The sequence below is a fragment of the Listeria sp. Marseille-Q6474 genome (genome assembly GCF_946902005.1).
In the GTDB taxonomy this organism is placed as follows: Bacteria; Bacillota; Bacilli; order Lactobacillales; family Listeriaceae; genus Listeria; species Listeria innocua.
The window spans coordinates 417,468-437,733 of the sequence record NZ_CAMPPS010000002.1 but is presented as its reverse complement, the minus strand read 5'-3'; the positions used below and the strand labels follow the sequence as shown (position 1 = coordinate 437,733).

The 20,266-nt window shown below is 37.6% G+C and carries 19 protein-coding genes; 1 reads left to right on the top strand and 18 read right to left on the bottom strand.

Going from position 1 to position 20,266, the window contains the following annotated elements:
* Window positions 1–7 precede the first annotated feature (7 nt).
* Entirely contained in the window at window positions 8–727 is a 720-nt protein-coding gene (gene budA / locus OC533_RS12960) for an acetolactate decarboxylase (RefSeq protein ID WP_003769517.1), read from the top strand.
* A 40-nt stretch (window positions 728–767) separates the two neighbouring features.
* On the opposite strand, the gene OC533_RS12955 is transcribed toward budA, so the two are convergent.
* From OC533_RS12955 to OC533_RS12870, 18 genes are all read right to left on the bottom strand, one after another.
* Window positions 768–3,059: an SH3 domain-containing protein gene (locus tag OC533_RS12955; RefSeq protein WP_194323651.1), complete on the bottom strand. Its 2,292-nt coding sequence runs from the start codon at window positions 3,057–3,059 to the stop codon at window positions 768–770.
* A gap of 184 nt (window positions 3,060–3,243) precedes the next feature.
* A complete protein-coding gene (locus OC533_RS12950) occupies window positions 3,244–4,545 on the bottom strand; it encodes a pyrimidine-nucleoside phosphorylase (protein WP_003769518.1) in 1,302 nt (433 codons plus the stop codon).
* A 130-nt stretch (window positions 4,546–4,675) separates the two neighbouring features.
* The gene (locus OC533_RS12945; RefSeq protein ID WP_010991752.1) at window positions 4,676–5,686 is read right to left on the bottom strand and encodes a substrate-binding domain-containing protein; all 1,011 of its coding nucleotides are present in this window, start codon (window positions 5,684–5,686) and stop codon (window positions 4,676–4,678) included.
* A gap of 79 nt (window positions 5,687–5,765) precedes the next feature.
* Entirely contained in the window at window positions 5,766–6,437 is a 672-nt protein-coding gene (gene deoC, locus OC533_RS12940) for a deoxyribose-phosphate aldolase (RefSeq protein WP_003763218.1), read from the bottom strand.
* A gap of 62 nt (window positions 6,438–6,499) precedes the next feature.
* Window positions 6,500–7,447, bottom strand: coding sequence for a sugar-binding transcriptional regulator (locus OC533_RS12935; RefSeq protein WP_194323649.1), 948 nt, complete (start codon window positions 7,445–7,447; stop codon window positions 6,500–6,502).
* Window positions 7,448–7,542: 95 nt separating this feature from the next.
* Window positions 7,543–7,959, bottom strand: coding sequence for a PTS sugar transporter subunit IIA (locus tag OC533_RS12930; RefSeq protein WP_003769526.1), 417 nt, complete (start codon window positions 7,957–7,959; stop codon window positions 7,543–7,545).
* A 16-nt stretch (window positions 7,960–7,975) separates the two neighbouring features.
* The gene (locus OC533_RS12925) at window positions 7,976–8,971 is read right to left on the bottom strand and encodes an SIS domain-containing protein (protein ID WP_194323647.1); all 996 of its coding nucleotides are present in this window, start codon (window positions 8,969–8,971) and stop codon (window positions 7,976–7,978) included.
* A 22-nt stretch (window positions 8,972–8,993) separates the two neighbouring features.
* Window positions 8,994–10,058 carry an SIS domain-containing protein gene (locus OC533_RS12920; protein WP_194323645.1) on the bottom strand — a complete coding sequence of 355 codons (1,065 nt, stop codon included), beginning with the start codon at window positions 10,056–10,058 and terminating at the stop codon, window positions 8,994–8,996.
* 12 nt (window positions 10,059–10,070) lie between these two features.
* Window positions 10,071–10,892: a PTS system mannose/fructose/sorbose family transporter subunit IID gene (locus OC533_RS12915; RefSeq protein ID WP_194322679.1), complete on the bottom strand. Its 822-nt coding sequence runs from the start codon at window positions 10,890–10,892 to the stop codon at window positions 10,071–10,073.
* A complete protein-coding gene (locus OC533_RS12910; RefSeq protein ID WP_194323643.1) occupies window positions 10,873–11,691 on the bottom strand; it encodes a PTS mannose/fructose/sorbose/N-acetylgalactosamine transporter subunit IIC in 819 nt (272 codons plus the stop codon). The genes OC533_RS12915 and OC533_RS12910 overlap by 20 nt, the downstream gene beginning before the upstream one ends.
* Window positions 11,692–11,713: 22 nt before the next feature.
* Window positions 11,714–12,181 (bottom strand): PTS sugar transporter subunit IIB, encoded by a 468-nt coding sequence (locus OC533_RS12905; protein WP_003767690.1) that lies wholly within the window; start codon window positions 12,179–12,181, stop codon window positions 11,714–11,716.
* A 19-nt stretch (window positions 12,182–12,200) separates the two neighbouring features.
* Window positions 12,201–12,902 (bottom strand): GntR family transcriptional regulator, encoded by a 702-nt coding sequence (locus tag OC533_RS12900; protein ID WP_194323641.1) that lies wholly within the window; start codon window positions 12,900–12,902, stop codon window positions 12,201–12,203.
* A 2-nt stretch (window positions 12,903–12,904) separates the two neighbouring features.
* A complete protein-coding gene (locus OC533_RS12895; RefSeq protein WP_185484459.1) occupies window positions 12,905–13,636 on the bottom strand; it encodes a GntR family transcriptional regulator in 732 nt (243 codons plus the stop codon).
* Between the two features lie 167 nt (window positions 13,637–13,803).
* Entirely contained in the window at window positions 13,804–14,799 is a 996-nt protein-coding gene (locus OC533_RS12890) for an aldo/keto reductase (protein WP_033532882.1), read from the bottom strand.
* A gap of 115 nt (window positions 14,800–14,914) precedes the next feature.
* Window positions 14,915–16,609 (bottom strand): acetolactate synthase AlsS, encoded by a 1,695-nt coding sequence (gene alsS, locus OC533_RS12885; protein WP_003769540.1) that lies wholly within the window; start codon window positions 16,607–16,609, stop codon window positions 14,915–14,917.
* Between the two features lie 186 nt (window positions 16,610–16,795).
* Window positions 16,796–18,253 carry an ABC transporter substrate-binding protein gene (locus OC533_RS12880; protein ID WP_003769542.1) on the bottom strand — a complete coding sequence of 486 codons (1,458 nt, stop codon included), beginning with the start codon at window positions 18,251–18,253 and terminating at the stop codon, window positions 16,796–16,798.
* An 18-nt stretch (window positions 18,254–18,271) separates the two neighbouring features.
* Complete coding sequence (locus OC533_RS12875; protein ID WP_003767695.1) at window positions 18,272–19,243, bottom strand: carbohydrate ABC transporter permease; 972 nt, start codon at window positions 19,241–19,243, stop codon at window positions 18,272–18,274.
* Between the two features lie 18 nt (window positions 19,244–19,261).
* The gene (locus OC533_RS12870; RefSeq protein ID WP_010991761.1) at window positions 19,262–20,191 is read right to left on the bottom strand and encodes an ABC transporter permease; all 930 of its coding nucleotides are present in this window, start codon (window positions 20,189–20,191) and stop codon (window positions 19,262–19,264) included.
* Window positions 20,192–20,266 lie beyond the last annotated feature (75 nt).

The following is a 20,266-nucleotide window of genomic DNA, read 5'->3' as shown; positions in this document are numbered from 1 at the left end:
GGCAATGATGGACACAGTAAGAAAAAATCGATTATTTCAGCATTCTACAATGGCAGCACTTGTTGGTGGTCTTTTTAGCGGAACGACAAGTTTTAAAGAATTACTACAACACGGTGACCTCGGTATAGGAACGCTTGACCAATTTGATGGCGAACTGATTATTTTGGACGGGGAAGCTTTTCAAATACGCTCGGACGGTCAAGCTTATAAAGTAAAACCGGAAGACACAACACCTTATGCGAGCACTACTTTTTTTGAAGCCGATACGTCTTTTACTGTTTCAGAACCTACTTCTAAACAAACTGTGGAAGAAAAAATCGCCGAATTAGTGCAAGGACCGAACGTTTTTTACGCGGTGAAAATGACTGGGAATTTCCGTTATGTGGACACTCGTGTTGTTCCAAAACAACAAAGACCATATCCGCCACTTATTGAAGCGGTAAAGGAACAGCCAACGTATCATTTTGAGTATATTACTGGTACAATTGTTGGTTTTTGGACACCTGCTTATATTAGTGGTATTGGGGTCTCTGGCTATCACGTACATTTTATTGATGATATGCGCAAAATCGGTGGTCACGTATTTGATTACGAAATGCTTGAAGGTACTGTTGAGGTTGCACAACAAACTGAATTCGAACTTCAGTTACCACAAACAACAGAATTTCTTAGAAGCGATTTAAGCACACCGGATATGTTAGAACAGATTGAAGCAGCGGAAAATTAATAAAAAAACTCCTCTAAAAAGTTTTAGAGGAGTTCTTTTTTTATTTTGCTGTTAAAGTTAAATAATCATCTGTTAGTGGCATATAGCCTGTTTTACTTTGATACGTTACTTTGTACCAAATACCATCATTTGTATCCATTTCTACTTTTACCGGAGTACCCGCAGGAATAACTTGAACTATGTCGCTATCCCATTTAGATTCACCACGTAAATTTAAATCTCCTACTGCATAATACGTTTTCAAGTTCAATGGTTTTTCGACTAAATAGTTATCACTTAAAATCATATAACCTTTTTTACCACCGTAAGTTACTTCATACCAACCATTGATACTTGTTTTCGAATTAATAGTTACTTTTTCACCTTTTTCTACTACTTGAGAAATTTCACTATCCCATTTTGCTTCGCTACGTAAGTTTAAATTATCTTTTGCATAATAAGTTTTTAACACAGCAGTTTCAGATAAATATAAATCATTTAGCGGCATATAACCTGTTTTATTTTGATAAGTTACTTTGTACCAAGGACCATCACTTGTGTTCATTTCAACTTTTACTTTAGCGCCTTCAGGTACCACTTGGCTTATGCTGCTGTCCCATTTAGATTCACTACGTAAATTTAATGTGTTAACTGCGTAATATGTTTTCAAATCTAGTGGTTCTGCTACAAGATAATTATTATTTAAAATCATATAGCCTTTCTTACCACCGTATGTTACTTCATACCAGCCATCGATACTTGTTTTCGAATTGACTGTTACTTTTTCACCTTTTTCTACTTTTTGAGTAACTTCACTATCCCATTTTGCTTCGCTACGTAAGTTTAAATTATCTTTTGCATAATAGGTTTTTAACACAGCGGTTTCAGATAAATATAAATCATTTAGTGGCATATAACCTGTTTTATTGTCATAGGTTACTTTAAACCAATTGCCAACATTCGTGTCCATTTCGACTTTGACAGCTCTACCTTCTGGAACCACTTGACTTATGCTACTATCCCATTTCGCCTCACTACGTAAATTTAAGCTACTCACCGCATAATAGGTTTTCATATTAAGCGCTTTTTCGACTAAATAGTTATCATTTAAGATCATGTAACCTTTTTTACCACCATAAGTTACTTGATACCAACCATTTACACTTGTTTTTAAATTAACTGTTACTTTTTCACCTTTTTGTACTTTTTGAGCAACGTCGCTATCCCAAGTTGCTTTTGTTCTTAGGTTTAAATTATCTTTAGCATAATACGTTTTTAGAACAGTAGTTTTGGATAAGTAATCATCTGTTAGCGGGATGTAACCTGTTTGGTTTTGATATGTTACTTTATACCAAGGGCCACTATTTGTATCCATTTCTACTTTTACAGCTCTGCCTTCTGGTACAACTAAGCTGATGCTACTATCCCAGTTTGCTGCACTACGCAGATTTAAGGTACCAACCGCATAATACGTTTCCATATTCAAGGGATTTTCTACTAAGTAATTATTATTTAAAATCATATAGCCTGTTTTTCCGCCGTATGTTACTTGATACCAACCATTCACATTAGTTTTAAGGTTCACAGTAACTTTTTCACCTTTTTGTACTTTTTGAGCTACATCGCTATCCCATGTTGCTTTCGTTCTTAAGTTTATATTATCCTTGGCATAGTATGTTTTTATCACAGGTGTATCGGAGAAATAATTAGTTGTATTTAACATATAACCTTTAGTATTATTATATGTTACCATGCACCAACCATTTTTATCACTGTCTAGGTCAATAGATACTTTAGCGCCTTGTGGAACTTTTCCAGCTACTGAACTATCCCAGTTATTGCTAGATCGTAAATTTAAATCTGACACAGCATAGGCGGATTTAGATCCTTTTTTCTCGGAGAAATTGAAGGGTCTTGCGTATCCAACAAAGCGCTGTTTCCAATATGTAGCACTAAGATTATCAATTTTTACTCCGTTGTCTTGAGCATTAATCATTTGGCCATTACCTATGTATATACCAACATGATTTTGCCCTGTGAAATATACTAAGTCTCCCGGTTTTTGATCGCCATTTTTCACTTTATCAGCATTTGAATATTGAGACGTTGAATTCCTAGCAATTGTTACACCGGTTACCGCTTTATAGACATACTGCGTGTACCCTGAGCAATCGAAAGTATTCGGTCCTGTTGCTCCCCATGTATATGGTTTACCTAAATGTTTTTTAGCTTCTGCATAAAGCTCTTCAAATGTTTTATTTGTATTGGTTGCTGCACTTGCTTTAATTGTGAATGGGCTAAACAATCCCAGTACAATAGCAAAAATGCACAATACAGATATAATTCTTTTCATTTTTCCATCTCCCTTTATTTATGTTTCAAGGTAAAAACGATCGAGTTCTGCAATCGTTTTCATCTTGAAAAATAATTATATCACAAAGGTTTGTGAAAAAAGTATCATTATTAAAAATTTCTTCAACAAAAAAACTGTAAAAATTTCTTTAGGAAGAGCTAAAGAATTTTTACAGTTAAAATTTTTATTCTGTAATAATTTTATGAATGAGTGTTGGTGCTGTTGCTTGGTCAGCGATTTTGATGTTTTCGTAGATTTTTGCTTTTACATTTTCTACGTCTTCTTGGTCGGCAAAAATCGTTACGAGTGAATCGCCTTCTTTGACTTGATCGCCTACTTTTTTGCGTAGCATTAAACCTACTGCTAGGTTAATTTCGTCTTCTTTTGTTGCACGACCGGCGCCTAGAATCATTGCTGCGATTCCAATTTCATCAGCAACGATTTGACTTACGAAACCGGATGTTTTAGCGGGTACTTCGATTTGGTATTTTGCTTGTGGGAGTTTTTCTGGGTGGTCAACAATACTTGCATCGCCACCTTGATTAGAAAGGAAGGTTTTGAATTTCTCTAGTGCTGCTCCGTTTTCGATTACTTCGATTAGTTTAGCGCGAGCTTCATCTAAGGTTTCAGCTTGTTTAGCAAGTACGACCATTTGGCTTCCGAGTACGAGAACTAATTCAGTTAAGTCTTCTGGACCTTGACCTTTTAATGTATCAATAGCTTCTTTTACTTCTAAAGCGTTTCCGATTGCTTCACCAAGTGGTTGAGACATATCAGAAATAACTGCCATTGTATTTCTACCAACGTTATTACCGATGCGAACCATTGCATGTGCTAGGTTTTCTGCATCTTCGTCGGTTTTCATAAACGCACCAGCACCAGTTTTAACATCAAGTACGATTGCATCTGCACCGGCTGCGATTTTTTTACTCATAATGGAGCTTGCAATGAGTGGGATAGAGTTCACGGTTCCTGTTACATCACGAAGCGCGTACATTTTTTTATCAGCTGGAGTAAGGTTACCTGATTGTCCGATAACAGCTACTTTGTCGCGGTTTACTAAGTTAATGAAATCTTTTTTATCTAGTTCAATATGGAAACCTTCGATGGATTCTAATTTATCAATAGTGCCTCCAGTGTGACCTAGGCCGCGTCCAGACATTTTGGCAACTGGAACACCAACTGCTGCTACAAGTGGAGCAAGGACAAGTGTTGTTGTATCACCAACGCCACCAGTACTATGTTTGTCGACTTTGATGCCCTCGATTGCAGATAGATCAATCGTGTCGCCAGATCCTACCATTGCCATTGTTAAATCTGCGCGTTCTTGATCGTTCATATCTTGGAAAAAGATTGCCATGGCTAGAGCACTTGCTTGATAATCTGGAATTTCCCCATTTGTATAGCCATCAATGAAAAACTGAATTTCTTCTGTTGATAAAGCTTTGCCGTCCCTCTTCTTGGAAATAATATCCACCATTCTCATTTCTCTTCACCCTTTCTTTTTGTCCACTTTAGCATTTTATGTACCTTTATTGAGAACGGTTACACTTTTTAAGTAAACCGTTTTACTAAACAAGAACATGTGCTTAACATGCTCACTATATCGTACTCGCTCACTTCTTGTCAATACTTTTTGTACTACTGCGTTCGATTAGAGAAATATCAAGTAAGCGGTTCTCTAATTTCTCGGTTGGATTTTGGAGATTTTTTAGTAAAAGTTCTGCGGCAATTTCGCCAATACCATAGACTGGTTGGCGAATGGTTGTAAGTGGAGGGGTCATGTATTCGGAAAGTTCTATATCATCAAACCCGATAACGCTTAGTTCTTTAGGGATGTGAATATTGTTTTCTAATGCTGCGCGGTAAGTCCCCATTGCCATTAGATCATTGGTAGCAAAAATGGCGCTAATATTTTCTTGCAGTAATTTTTGCGAGGCGATATAGCCACCGTGCATCGTTTGGTCTCCGCTCACAATCCAGCCATCTTCTACAGTAAGTTGATAATCTTTCATACAAGCCAAATAACCTTCATAGCGTTCATGTACGTTATAAAAAGATGTATCAGAAATGATGATTCCGATATTCGTATGGCCCAGTTCAATTAAATGTTCTGTTGCCATATAACCGCCTTTGAAATCATCAATTGCGATATTTCCTTCTTGTCTAGGATTGCGCTGCCGGTCGAGTAATATATACGGCGACCGCTTCTCTTCCATGCGTTTAATAACACCTGAGAGCAGAATATTAGGGCTGGCGATAATTAAGCCATCGACAGCCCGGTGTAATAATTCTTCTACGTATAAATCTTCTCGTTCTTTATCATTAGAAGAGTTACAGAGCATAATCATATAACCTTCTTTATTTAAGTAATCTTCTGCCCCTTTGACCATTTGGGAAAAAAATGGATCGGTTACTTCTGGGACAATCATTCCAATTGTGTTCGTGTGACTAACAATCATGTTTTTTGCGAAAAAGTTTGGTTTGTAAGACATCTCTTTTGCTGTTTTCAGGACTTTTTCACGGGTTAAATCGCTAAATCGTTCCCCTTTACCATTCAAAATTTGAGAAATCGTCGTAATTGAAACGCCTGTCTTTTCTGCTATTTCGCGGATGGTTGCAGCCATTTAAACTCCCCCAGTCAGATTATCTATTCTCCTTATTTTGCCACATTTAAGAATAATAATAAAGGGGTTTCATCCAAAATTAGTAATTATCTGGTTTAGCTGGTTTTTCGCCGGAAACAATTGCGACACCTGCACTTGCGCCGATACGAGTTGCGCCTGCTTCAATCATTTTTTCCACGTCTTCTTTTGTACGAACTCCGCCAGATGCTTTTACGCCGATGTTTGGTCCAACAGTTTTGCGCATTAAAGCGATATCTTCGGCAGTTGCGCCACCTGTGGAGAATCCAGTGGATGTTTTAACGAAGTCTGTTCCTGCTTTTACAGCGATTTCACATGCGCGAACTTTTTCTTCGTCTGTTAATAGGCAAGTTTCAATAATTACTTTTACTAAGGCTTTCCCTTTGGCAGCATCAACTACAGCACGAATATCACGTTCTACTAATTCATCGTCTTTGTCTTTTAATGCGCCGATATTAATAACCATATCCACTTCTTTAGCGCCGTTTTCGATGGCATTTTTCACTTCAAAAGCTTTTACTTCTGGTGTATTTGCTCCAAGTGGGAAACCGATAACTGTACATACAACAGATTCTGCTCCTGAAAGCTGTTCAGCGGATAATTTCACCCAAGTTGGATTCACGCATACGGAAGCAAAACCATATTCTCTTGCTTCTTTTGTTAATGTTAAAATTTGTTCTTTCGTTGTGTCTGGTTTTAAAGCAGTGTGATCGATCATTTTGGCAATTGTCATTATAAAAACTCCTTTAAAATTGGATTTGACTTTATCATATCGCACTACAGAACATTTGTAAACTAATTGCTGAAATTTTGTTCAAGTAGTTGTTTTGCTGTAAATTGGTCGGTAATAAAATGGTTGGCATAACCGCCACGGAGCGCGCCATGAATTGCTTTTATTTTCCGTTCTCCGCCTGCGACAAGAATAGCTGTTTCTTTTTGTTTTAAATCTTGTAAGTCAATGCCGATAGTCCGTTCATTCATTTTTTCGTCAGCAATTTCGCCGTCGATAGTGAAAAATCGAGAACAAATATCGCCAACAGCTTTTTCTTTTAAGCGCATTTTTTCTTCGTCTGAAAAGTATCCTAATCGGAAAAGTAATGCCTCTTCGCGTACTGTCCCTACTGTAAAAATGGCGATATTAGCTTTTTTGCCGAGTTCGATGATATTTTTTATATGACGGTCGGCTTCTACCATTTGTTTCGCAAGCGGGTTATCTAGGACGACGGGAAGCGGGAGCGATACTGGTGCTGTATCATAAGCTGCACCGAAAAGAGCGAGCGTTTCGGCAGCATAGGTATTGACATCTGAATGACTCACGCCACCTTTTAGCTGGACGACTTTGATTTCTGCTTTTAGTGGAGGAAGTTTTTGGGCAATCTTGTACATGGTTGTTCCCCAGCTCACACCTAGAATATCGCCATCGTGGATAATTTCTTCTAAATATTCTGCTGCACTTTGGCTAATTTGTTTAGAGATTTCGCTATAGTCATTGGTTTGACTGAAAGCGACTGTTACATTTTTAAGGTGGTATTTTTCCTTTAATGCGTTTGCTAGTTCGGTAAGGTTAGAAAATGGATCTTGTACTTCGATTTTAACGTATCCTTTTGTTTTCGCATTTTGGAGTAATCTGGAAACAGTTGGTCTAGAAACACCTAGACGTGTGGCGATTTCTTGTTGACCGAGATCGGATTGATAATAAAGTCTCGCAACCTCAATACTCAGCTGTTCTTTTTGTTTATCCATTTCATCCCTCCATCTTTTTCTTTTTAGTATAACGTATGAAGGAGGATAGTTCGAGAGGGAAGATAAAAAAAGACAGCCGCGGCTGTCTTTTTTTCTTAAAAGTCTTCTTCTATTTCTTCAAGCGGCGCGGCATATTCATAAATCCCTAGCCGGCCAGTTTCGGCGACTTGATTCGCTAGTTCTTTTAAAGGTAGCATTTCCCGGCTTAGGAATGCTTCTAATAAAAGAGGTATATTCACACCTGCAACTAGTTCCACTTCATTAAAGTTTTCAAGTAATCGAACGAGGACATTAAACGGGGTTCCGCCTTTTAAATCAGTTAGAAATAAAAGCCCTTCTGATACATCAAGTTTAGCTACCTCATTAACTATTTTCATCTGCAAATTTTCCGCAGATTCATTTACTTCAAAAGGAACAAAACTTGTATTTTCTTGTTTACCACAAATCATCTCAGCAGATTGAATGAGCTCTTTTGCGGCGTTTCCATGGGTACAAACAAAAATTGCTTTCATTTTCTAAACCGCCTTTTTAATAGTCTAACTGACGATAATATCTTCTGATTTCCATTGGGTGGCAGTTAATTTTTTCCACGTGGACATCGATTCGGTTATTAACTGCGTGGATAATAAATGGCGATAAAGCCCCTCTGAATTTAGCGGAAATACCAGGCATATCGTAATCTTTTGCATCAATAACTGTATAATTAGCGCAAATTTGTGGAATAAAATCAACCACTCGCTCACTTAAAAAACGCTGGCTATCTTCCGTCACATAAATAGTAACTGGTGTATCGCGTTCTACAATTTCAAACATCCCGTGGAAAAACTCATGCGATTCAATCGATTTCGTTTTAATCCAGTGTTGTTCTTCCCAGTAGCACATTGCGTAAGAATAAGTTGCGCCCCACTGGTTCCCCGCGCCAACAAAATAATGAATGTCATCTTCGTGGTGTTTAAGAGCAAATTCTTGTCCAAATTTATCAGCAGCTTTTTCTACTTCGACAATGCCTTTAGCAAAATGTTGGTCCATTTCTTGATAAAACGCATCGTAATCATCAAATTCACCTGCTAAGTACATAAAACGATCTGCTACCATGAAGAATTTCAATTGCTCGTTTAACGGATATGAAATTAGGTGGTCCACTAAAGTAGCTAGTTCTGCTTCTGCTTTATCAATAAATCCAAAAACAGTTGCGCCAATTTCATTACATTTTTTCACTGCATCAACTACTTCTTGCGTGCTTCCTGTTACTGACGAAATGACAACAAGCGTATCTTTCGTGACGCGTTTATTACCAGTTGTTAAAAATACAGCAGCATTCTCATAAAACGTTTCTAATGCTGTTTTTTCTTTCATATGCACAACAGCTTGCATTGCAGATGCGTAGGTTCCCCCAATGCCAAGCCAGCAAATATTGCTAAATCCTCGGTTGTGAATTTGGTCAACTACTTCATTAATTTGCGGGCGTAATTTTAACGCCCCTTCCATATTTTCTCTTACTTTTTGTTCATCAAATTTTAGCACTGCTCATTCCTACTTTCTTTGATTAAATTTTAGATTTAGTTATTTCGTCAAATTCCGGGAAAGCTGATACTTCTAAATTAATGCCTTTTTCCTTAGAAATTTTAAAAGATAATAAGTGAACTGGGATTGTCATAAATAGCGGTGTTAGCAGTTCAGCTGTATTTAGGCCGAGTAATAAATCATCCGTACTTTCGCCGCCAGTGTTCGCATAAATTGTTCGGATTTTCCCAATATGTCCTTTTAAAAATTGTTTAAGTTTGTCCGCACGATTTTCTAACAAACCATGTGGCTCAATGAAAATAATATAGTCACGGGCGGATAATCCAATGTAAGGGCCATGCATGTATTCCTCTAATTCTTTTCCAAAAGAGGTAATTCGGATGGTTTCCGTTACTTTTGTTTCTCCCTCACGCGCCACGCCATAAGTAGCACCATATCCAATGAAAAAGATTCGTTCCGCTTCCATTAATTCATTAAAATGGGCTTCAATCCATTTTTCTGATTGCGCGATAGCTTTTGGTAAATGAGCGGTGATTTTTTGTAATTCCGCTATTTCCGATTGATAGGTTGTTTCTGTAATTTTTGTTTGCAATAAGGCCATTTCGAGTGCGATTAAATTTAGCATTAAAATCGTGGCACTATATCCAAGGGTGACATAAGGCATCTCTTCTATGCCCATTCCAAGGTCGATCGTATGCGTTCCTGCTTTTGCAATTGGGCTTGTTAAATCACTCGTTAATGTGAAAACATTGCCACCCTGACGCTCGATTTCTTCTACAAGATGGATGGTAGAATAACTATGTCCACCTTGTGATATGGCGATATATAATGTGTTTTTGTTTAAATGAAGCATGTAGTTAGCTGCTGTAGATGGTTCTTCTACATAAACCGGTATAGCTAGTTTCGCCGACATGTATAACTGTGCCGCAAACGCTGCATTAGAACTTGAGCCTGTGGCGAAAATTACGATAGCTTCATAGTCCGCATGCTTCATTTGAATGATGTCTTGTAAAAGTTCCTTCCGATTTCGGATAATATTTTCATACACTTCTTGTTCTGACCGGATATAGTAATCCATATTTTTCATTTTTTCACCTACTTATTTTAATAGACCTGTAAATGCTCCTAAAATACCAATACCAGCAATTAAAAGCAGAATCCAATGCGCTTTTAGACCTTTTTTATCTAACCAAAAGATAAAGAAAGTGAAGCCGAGTGCGAGTATGCCTGGAACAATTCCATCAAAAACGCTTTGGATTGTAACAGCCTCGTCGCCAGAACCGAATTTCATTGGCATATTGATTGTTACCATCGTGGCGACCATAGCTCCCACTACACCAAGACCTATAATAGAAGCGCCGTATGACAGTTTATCCATCAAACCAGTCTTTTGAATTTTTTCAATAAAATTAGCTCCAATGTTATAACCGATGAATAATCCATAATAACGTGTCAGAATAGCTGGAATATTGAAAATAAGAAGGAACAAAATCGGTCCTAATATATTACCTTGAAGCGCAAGTGAGGTCCCAATACCTGTTGCAATTACGCGTAAAGTTCCCCAGAAAAACGAATCACCAATTCCGCTTAACGGTCCCATTAAAGCTACTTTTATATTATTGATAGAATCAGTGTCAAAATTATTATCTTTCGCTGATTGTTCTTCCATCGCAATCGAAATCCCGAGTGGAAAAGTGGAAAGCCAAGGTGTTACATTATAAAATTCTAAATGTCTTTGATAAGAAGAAATTCGTTTGTCTTTATCATTTTTAAAAATTTTATTTAAAGCTGGTAACATGGAAAAGCCGTAACCTAAGTTGGATTGTCGTTCATAGTTCCATGACCATTCCATCGTGAACGAACGCCAGAAAACTTTCATTAAGTCTTTTTTTGTTAATACATCAGAATTCTTCATCTTCATAGTTAATACCTCCATCATTCGCAAGTGCTGGCTCTGTATTATTGTTCGTTGGTCCATTGTCATTTTTTAGAGTTGCATAACCTGTTAAAATTAGTGCTAAACAAGCTCCGAAAATCGCTACTCCAGTTACAGGTACTTTCAAGTAAACGGCTAAAGCAAAGCCAAATACGAAAAATACTGCATTCTTCTTATTGACCATTAATTTTAGTAGCAAAGCAAAACCGTATGCTGGTAGTAAACCTGTCGCGATACCTAGGCCGGCTATAACAAAGGCTGGAATGGCATCAAGTACGCTTTGAATCACTGGACTTCCAACTAAATAGGACGTTGCAACAATGATACCGATTGGTAAGTTAATTGATAAAAACCCACCTAGTAATTGCATTCGGCTAATCCCTCTTGAATTTCCCTCGAGTGCGTATTTATCGGCTTTATGAACAAAGTATGGTAGTACGAAAATAAAGCATAGATTTTTTACGACAAGTACTAAAGAGGCGATTGGAATACCAAGTGCTAATGCTACGGCTGTACTTTCACCAGTTGCAATTGCAAAGGCAGTTCCTAAAATACTTCCTGAAATAATTTCTGGTGGAATGGATGCACCGATAGAAAACGATCCTACAAAAGCTAATTCCAAAGTCGCCCCCATAATAATTCCCATTTGTACATCGCCCATGATGAGACCGGCGAGCGTACAAGTCACAAGTGGTCTTGATAGCATCGATGAACCAAATAAATATTCTCCATTTGCAAGCATTGCTGCAAGTGCAAGCAAAATCGCTGTTCCAAACTGTTCCATAATTTATCCCTTCTTTCGTCTTTTATGCTTCAAAGGTTACTTTTTTCTCATTTGGCACTTGTTGCATAAATACATCAATTTTTTCTTTTTGAAGCTCTGTTAGTTTTTCTACTTCTTCAGGGGTTAAATTGACTGCTTTCGAATAGTTAGATGTCCCTTCTCGTTGTTTAGTTCCGCCGAGATTTAGCATTGGGATTTTTCCGTTTGTGCCTTGAATTAGTTTGTAAGCGTCTTCAACAGATTCCACGACAATAAGTAAATTATACTTATCAGTCACTCCTGAATTAATTGAGTCAATACTTTCAGCGATACTTTTCATTACTAGTTTTGCGGCCTCAGGTTTAGCTAAACGGATTGCCGACTTGCGGAAATCGTCCGCTGCTACCCCATCATTTGCCACTAAAATTGTATTTACATCTAAAGCATTGAACCAAGATACCGCAACTTGCCCATGTAGTAAACGATGGTCTACTCTTAGAAATTGAATCATTTTTTCTTCCTCCTTATTGTTAGTTAAAATCAACTACATATTTGGTTGACTCAGCATCTTCATAATGATATTGGATGGCAATTGGCATGTCATTTTCCGCATAAAAAACGCTGCTTAATTTAAAAACAGGATCATTTTCATTTAAATGCATATTTTTGATTTGCTCATTCCCAGCTAAAATAAGTTGAAGTTCCTGCTCAAGCTCAAATAATTTATATTTACCTGAATTAACAAGCTCTATAATATTAATAATTTGAAAATCCTTCGCTTGTAAATCAGGGTATAAACTTAGTGGTAAAATTAAGCGATCTAGTGTGACACCGTGCTCGCTTTTTTGTACAAACTTAATGGAGTAAACTAGCTCATTTTCTTTCATTCTGAATATTTCTGCGTAAAATTTCCCAGCTTTACGAATGTAAAAGTCTTTAATGTCTTTCTTTAAATTTTCATTGGTATCATTTTTCATAACACCTGTCATTTCTAAAATATTTTGCGCGGTTAATTTTGGTTGCACGTAAAGTCCTACTCCATTTTTACGCACGACGAGACCTTCCTCCACTAATAAATCTACCGCGCGACGGATTGTGGTTCGGCTACTGGAATAAATTTCTTGTAGCGCAGTTTCGTTTGGCATAAGCATTCCCGTTTTATATTCATCACGATTAATACTATCTTTTATTTTCGAAGCAATTACTTCAAATAATGGTTTTTTAGCTGCCATGTTCACTCGTCCTCCAAGTAATCAAATATATTTTTCGCATTAATTTTGTATTTGATTTGATTACCGATTAGATATTGTTTGCTGTACTCAAACGGTTCATCATTTTGGTCAAATGCTTTACTCACAACTTCAAAAAGCGGGGTGTTTAGGGGTACCTTCAAAGCTTCTGCCAGTTTTTCGTTTGCGGATACAAAACGTAATTCTTCGCGCCCATAAGTAGGTTTGATACCAAATTCTTCTTCTAAAACGCTGTAGAGTGAGGAATTATTTAAATCAATTTTCTCAATTCCAGAAAATCTAGCGCTGTCTACAAATGAAATCTCATAAGAAAACGGCTTTTCTGCAACGATTCTTCGCCGAACTAGTTTAAATACAGGCTTATCTTCATCAAGTGTCAAAAAGCGATTTACTTTATCTACACCTTCAACTATTTCTTGGGATAATACCTCGACTCTTTGCTCGCCAGGGAGTTGACTACTCATGGAATTCATTTTCAAAATGTTGATTGTTTGCTTTTGGTTAATTTCGATGCCTTTACGGTTTCTTTTTTGGATTACTGCTTCTTTTTCGAGCGTATCGAGTGATCTTCTAAGTGTGGTTCGGCTGACACCTAGTTCATTCTCAAGGGCTCGTTCTGATGGGAAGCTTGTTTCTCCTACTGCTACTTTTTCTTGAATAAGCTGTCTTAATTGTTCTTCACTTTGCACAGCTGGCGATAAGTCCTTATACTCCATGTCTCCACCTCTTATTTTAAAATCGTCTATAACATTTAAGTTTATAAAAGATACAGCTTTAACTATTTTTAATACCACTTTATTGTAAACGGTTGCAAATTATTTGTCAATAGCCTTTTCCATAAAAAAAGCACGAGTTAGTTTTTTCTAACTCATGCTCCATATTTTTATTTACTTGTAGGGAGGGCGCCAACGACTGGATGCGGGATATATAGTTCTTCTAAATAATTAACTTCCGCTTCCGTTAATTTAATATCTAGCGCTCCAATTGCGCTTTCCAAATGACTTTCTTTTTGAGCACCGATAATTGGTGAAGTGATTTCATCTTTATTTAACAACCACGCTAAAGCAATTTTATCTCGGGATACTTCATGTTTTAGAGCAAGTTCAGCTACGCGTTCAATAATTCCTTTATCCGAATTCATCATGCCGTCGTATTTAGATTTTTGAATTGGGTCTGTTTCTGAACGATTAGTTGTTTCTGCAAAATCACGCGTTAACCGACCTGATGCTAGTGGGCTGTAAGGTGTAATCGCGATTTTTTCATCCCGGCAAAATGGAATCATTTCTCGTTCTTCTTCTCGGTAAATCATGTTGTAATGGTTCTGCATGGAAACGAATTTTGTCCACCCATTTCTTTCTGCGACGCGTTGTGCTTTTTGGAACTGCCAAGCGTACATCGCACTTGCACCGATATAGCGTGCTTTACCCGACTTAACGACATCATGTAAAGCTTCCATTGTTTCCTCGATTGGGGTATTTTCATCAAAGCGGTGAATGATATATAAATCAACATAATCTGTTTCTAAGCGTTTTAAACTATGGTCAATTTCACTTAAAATTGTTTTTCTAGATAAACCGCCGCTATTCGGACGATCAGGGCGCATCGTTTGGTGTACTTTTGTGGCTAAGACAATATCATCTCGGTTAGCATAATCTTTGAGTGCTCGGCCAACAATTTTTTCACTTTCGCCGTAAGAATAAATATTTGCAGTATCAAAGAAGTTAATGCCCAGATCAAGCGCTTTTTTTATAATTGGACGACTATTCGCTTCATCCAAAACCCATTTGTGGATCCATTTATCTTTGTCGCCAAAGCCCATTGTTCCTAAACAAATTTTCGAAACATCCATCCCAGTATTGCCAAATTTCACATATTCCATTGAAAACCCTCCTAGTTAATTTCTAGTACTATTACAGCATATACCTTGAAGCTCACTCCAAGTCAACCTTTAACTAAAAAAAATCTCCCGGAAAGTCCGAGAGATTTTTTGCTTTTTAATAAAATTGGTCTGGTAGTAATGTTTCACCGAGTTTAATGTTGTCGCGGTAATCAATTGGAATATCTACAACGACTGGGCCTTCTGTTTCAAGCGCTTCTTTTAATACGTCGCTAAGTTCTGACGGTTTAGTTACACGAAGTCCTTTTGCACCGAAGCTTTCGGCGAATTTAACAATATCGACGTCGCCAAAACGAACAGCTGCTTCTTTGCCGTATTTCATTTTTTGTTGGAAAGCGACCATGTCATAGCTTCCGTCATTCCACACAAGATGCACTAATGGAGCACGCAAGCGGACAGCTGTTTCTAATTCCATTGCTGAAAATAGGAAGCCACCATCGCCTGAAATAGATACGACTTTTTCGCCTGGATGCACTAGTGTAGCTGCAATCCCCCAAGGAAGAGCGACACCAAGCGTTTGCATACCATTACTAAATAGTAAACGGCGTGGTTCATAAGAGCGGAAGTGACGCGCCATCCAAATGTAGTGCGAGCCAACATCGACTGTCACAGTTACATTATCATCAATCGCCGAACGAAGCGTTTGAATGACAGATAACGGATGCACCCGATTTGTTTCATCACTTTCTGGCGGTACATCTCTTTCTTCTAATTGCGCATGAAGTTCTTTTAAAGTTTCAAGTTCTTTATCAGCTAATTCCAAACCACTAAATTTCGCATTAACACGATCTAATGTAAGTGCAATGTTTCCGACTAATTCGGTCACTGGTTGATAATAATGGTCAATATCAGCACGGATGTCATCTAAATGTACAATCGTTCTATCGCCTGAAGCATTCCAAGCTTTCGGATCGTATTCAATTGGATCATAACCTACTGTAATAACTAAATCGGCTTTATTTAGCAAAATATCACCTGGTTGATTGCGGAAGAGACCGACACGTCCAAAGAAGTTATCTTCTAAATCACGTGAAATTACTCCTGCTGCTTGGAAAGTTTCTACTACTGGGATACTTGTTTTTTGCAGTAAACGACGAATGGCGCCTGTTACTTCTGGACTTGAGGCACGCATACCTAATAACAATACTGGTAATTTCGCTTTTTTCAAACGAGCAACTAATTTAGCGACTTGTTCTTTAGAAGCTGGTCCATTTTCTGGTTTAGCAAGTGGACGAATTGCTTTTACAGGTACATTTGGTTCGTTCACAATATCTTGTGGTAAACTTACGAAAGCCGCGCCTTGGTTCGGTTCTGCCGCTGAACGAAATGCGTTAGTGATTGCTTCTGGAATACTTTCAGCGTGAACTACTTCTTCGCTATATTTTGTAATCGGACGGAAAAGTGCAGCGTTATCCATCGATTGGTGGGTTCTTTTTAGACGATCTTGTCTAGTTACGTTCCCCGCAATCGCGACTACAGGATCCCCTTCTGCTGTTGCGGTTACAAGTCCTGTTGCAAGGTTCGAAGCTCCAGGTCCACTAGTTACAAGCACAACACCAGGTTTACCAGTTAAACGACCGATAGCTGCAGCCATAAAAGCAGCATTTTGCTCATGACGACTAACGATTAATTCTGGCCCGCGCTCTTCCATTACATCGAAAACTTTATCAATTTTCGCACCCGGAATACCGAAAACATGCGTCACTCCTTGATTAATTAAACTATCAACAACTAAGTCTGCCCCTGATTTACCTTTTGTTTGGTCTTTTTCATGCTTTTCCATCTTTATCATCCTTTTGTTATATAAATTATTTATATTTAAGTAGTACAGATTATAATAAAATCTCATTCACTAGACTCATTATACTACTCAAATGAATTATTGCAAGATTACTGACTCAAAAACTGTTATATAATTACATAAAAACTGTTATACAAAAAAAGAAAGAACTTAGTCAAACTAAGTCCTTTCCGGTTCTTATTCTTGTGTGGCGCGGTATTCGTCGTATTGTTTTTGCATTTCTTTCATTACTTTTTTCATACCCGCATCGTTTAATTTAGCTTTAAATTTCTCGGTGTATTCTACTGGATCGACTGTTCCGGTTAGAAGCGCTGGGGCAAATTCATTACAAACATTTGTAATTGAAGCGATTTCTGTTCTTACTTTAGATGAGTCAAAATAGAAACCTAAGCCCGGTGATGCTACTGATTTTTTATTAAATGTTTTAAATTGATCCCATTTATCAGCTGGTTCATCTTCATATAATTTAAGGATAAAGTGATTTCCTAGTGCATAAGTTGGCATGCTATAACGTTCCACACGTGCTGGTAAATCTTGAATTTTACCATCATCTAACTCTTTATAATGGGTGCCTTCAATTCCTTTATCAACCAAATTGCGTAAATATTCATCTGTGTTTAGTAAATCAAGGAATTTCACTGCTTCTTCAGGATGTTGACTTGTCACGGATACAGCTTGAATTGCGCCTGTGACTGAGTTATTTTTAATGATTGGTGTTTCGGCAATTGGTTGTGTGACTACTTTATATTTACCACCTGTATTTTTATCCCAAATGTTTTCTGCGTATGGTTGGTATTTCTCAATACGTACAAACCAGTTTTCTTTATCGTAAGACCATGGATCAGTTGAAGTGGCAATATCTTTAGTAACATAACCTTTTTGGTAGAAGCTATGAAGCGATTTTAAGGTTTCTAATGTATCTGGTTGTTCATAGAAGTTAACGATTTTACCAGTATCTTCGTATTGATTCACGGCAAATGGAAGTGGCACAGCGTTATCGATTAAATAATCATATGAAAATGCTGGCTTAAAGTCTTTATTCCCGCCAATTGGTGTGATGCTTGGTTCGTTTTCTTTAATTGTTTTTAACATTGGTTCTAAATCGCTGAAGTTTTTTACTTTCGATATGTCCATTTTATATTTATCTACTAGATTTTTATTGAAAACATAGACTTGTTGTTCGCCGACTTCTTTGTTGGAAGGTACACCGTAAATATTGCCGTCAATCGTTGCTCCTTCCCAAAGAACTTCATTTAATTCAGCTTTCATTTTCTTGCCTTCTTTATCTAGATATTTATTTAATGGCAAGAATGCACCTTTTTGCGAATAAGAAACGAATTCTCCTGCTGCTGAATAGGCAATATCAAAGTTTTCTCCGGAGTTAATAACTGTTTGCATCCGTTTGCCGTAGTCACCCCAGTCAATTTGTGTCATTTCTACTTTGACACCAATTTTTTCTTCAGTATATTTATTTACTTCTTTCATTACTTCTTCCGTGTCTTTTTGTGGTGTCCCAATCATGTACCACTTCAGTGTCGGAACTTCATTTGCATCAGCTTTCTCATCGCTTCCGCACGCACCTAAAACTAGTAGCAAGCAAAGTGATGCGATGATTACTCCCCATTTCTTTTTCATTAAATTCCCTCCATCTTTTTATTCTTTTACGCCGCCAATTGTGAGTCCACTAATGAAGTATTTTTGGAAAAACGGATAGGTAATCGCGATTGGTAAAGTTGAAATAACAACCATCGCCATTTTTGCCCCGTCTTGAGGAATGGACTTAAATGCGCCGGCAGTATAAGCAATTTCTGAGTTTTGCCGCATAAATTCTAAATTGTTTTCAATTTTCATAAGCAGAGATTGTAATGGAACTAAATTTGGATTATCAATATAAAGTGATGCTTGGAACCAGTCATTCCAGTAACCGAGTGTAGAGAAAAGCGCGATTGTCGCAAGTCCCGGTAAGGAAAGCGGCACAACCATTTGTAAAAAGATCCTTAGTTCCCCAGCGCCCTCAATCCGCGCCGCTTCAAGGATTGGTTCCGGAATCGACCGTAAGAAAAATGTACGCATAATCATAATGTAAAAAGCATTCATTGCTAGTGGTAAAATCATTGCCCAAATACTATTTCGTAAGTGCAAAAATTGTGTCATAACGATATAAGCTGGCACCATCCCGCCACTAAACAGCATCGTGAAGAAGGCAATAAATGTGAATTGACGGCGATACTTAAATTGTGGTCTGGATATTGCATAAGAATAAAGAGCAATCATTGCAACACTACACACAGTACCTATAACTGTAACTAAAATCGTGATGCCATATGACTGTAAAAGCTGACCTTTCATCTTCCATAAATATTCGTACGCTTCCATGCTCCACTCTTTCGGTATTAGTTGAAAGCCATTTGCCGCCAGAGATGTTTCACTCGAAAAAGAAATAACAATAATATATAAAAATGGAAAAATACAGATGAGCGCTAAGAAAGCGAGCATAACATTCATCGCCACATTCATCTTTTTGCCAAAACCGATAATATCTTTTGCCGGCTTGTTTTTTGCTGGTTTTTCCATTTCGCCTCGCACTTGTTCTATTTCACTCACTGCTTCAAGCTGTTCTGCCAAAGCGTCTCGCCTCCTTTTTTAAAATAAGCCATATTCTGGGTTTATTTTTTTCACGATGTAGTTAGTGAGTAACACTAGAATAAAGCCGACAATCGACTGATAGAAACCAGCTGCCGCACTCATACTCATATCACCGAGCGACGTTAAGCCTCGGTATACATATGTATCAATAACATCCGTCACCGGATAAAGTGGCCCTGAATTTCGCGGTAATTGATAAAACAACCCGAAATCCGAATTAAAAATCTTCCCGACATTCAAAATCGTTAAAATAACCATCAGTGGTGTTAGTGCTGGAATCGTTACATGTCTAATTTGTTGCCATTTACCAGCGCCGTCAATCATTGCGGCCTCGTAGTATGTTCGGTCAATTCCAGCTATTGCAGCAAGGTAGACAATACTTCCATAGCCAAGCCCTTTCCAGACATTCATCATGATTAAAATAAATGGCCAATACTTCGGATCGTTATACCACGAAACAGGATCTTGCCCGAATGCAAGTAAAATATTGTTCATCAGTCCGCTATCTTCACTTAAAAAGCTAAATAAGAAATAACTCACAACAACCCATGATAAGAAATGCGGGAAAAGCATTCCTGTTTGATAAATTTTTGCTCCTCGTTTATTTAGTAAGCTGTTAAAGACAATCGCAAGTGCCACGCCAAGAAACAGCCCAACGATAATAAATACTAAATTATAAAGGACGGTGTTTCGGGTAATAATAAAAGCGTCGTTTGTTTGGAATAGGAATTTAAAATTTTCAAGCCCCACCCAGTCGCTGTTCATAATACTGGATAAAAAACCTTTCCCATCAATCTTGTAATCTTTGAACGCAATAACTGTACCAAACATTGGTAAGTATGAGAAAACCAGAAACCATAGAAGGCCCGGAAGTACCATTAATAGCCAAATCCGATTAGCTCGAATTTGTGATAAAACTTTTTTCAATCCATCCACCCCTCTTTTTTGTAAGTGCTTTCAACATCTTTAGTTTATCGTTTTTAAGGGTGTTAAAATAGTTGC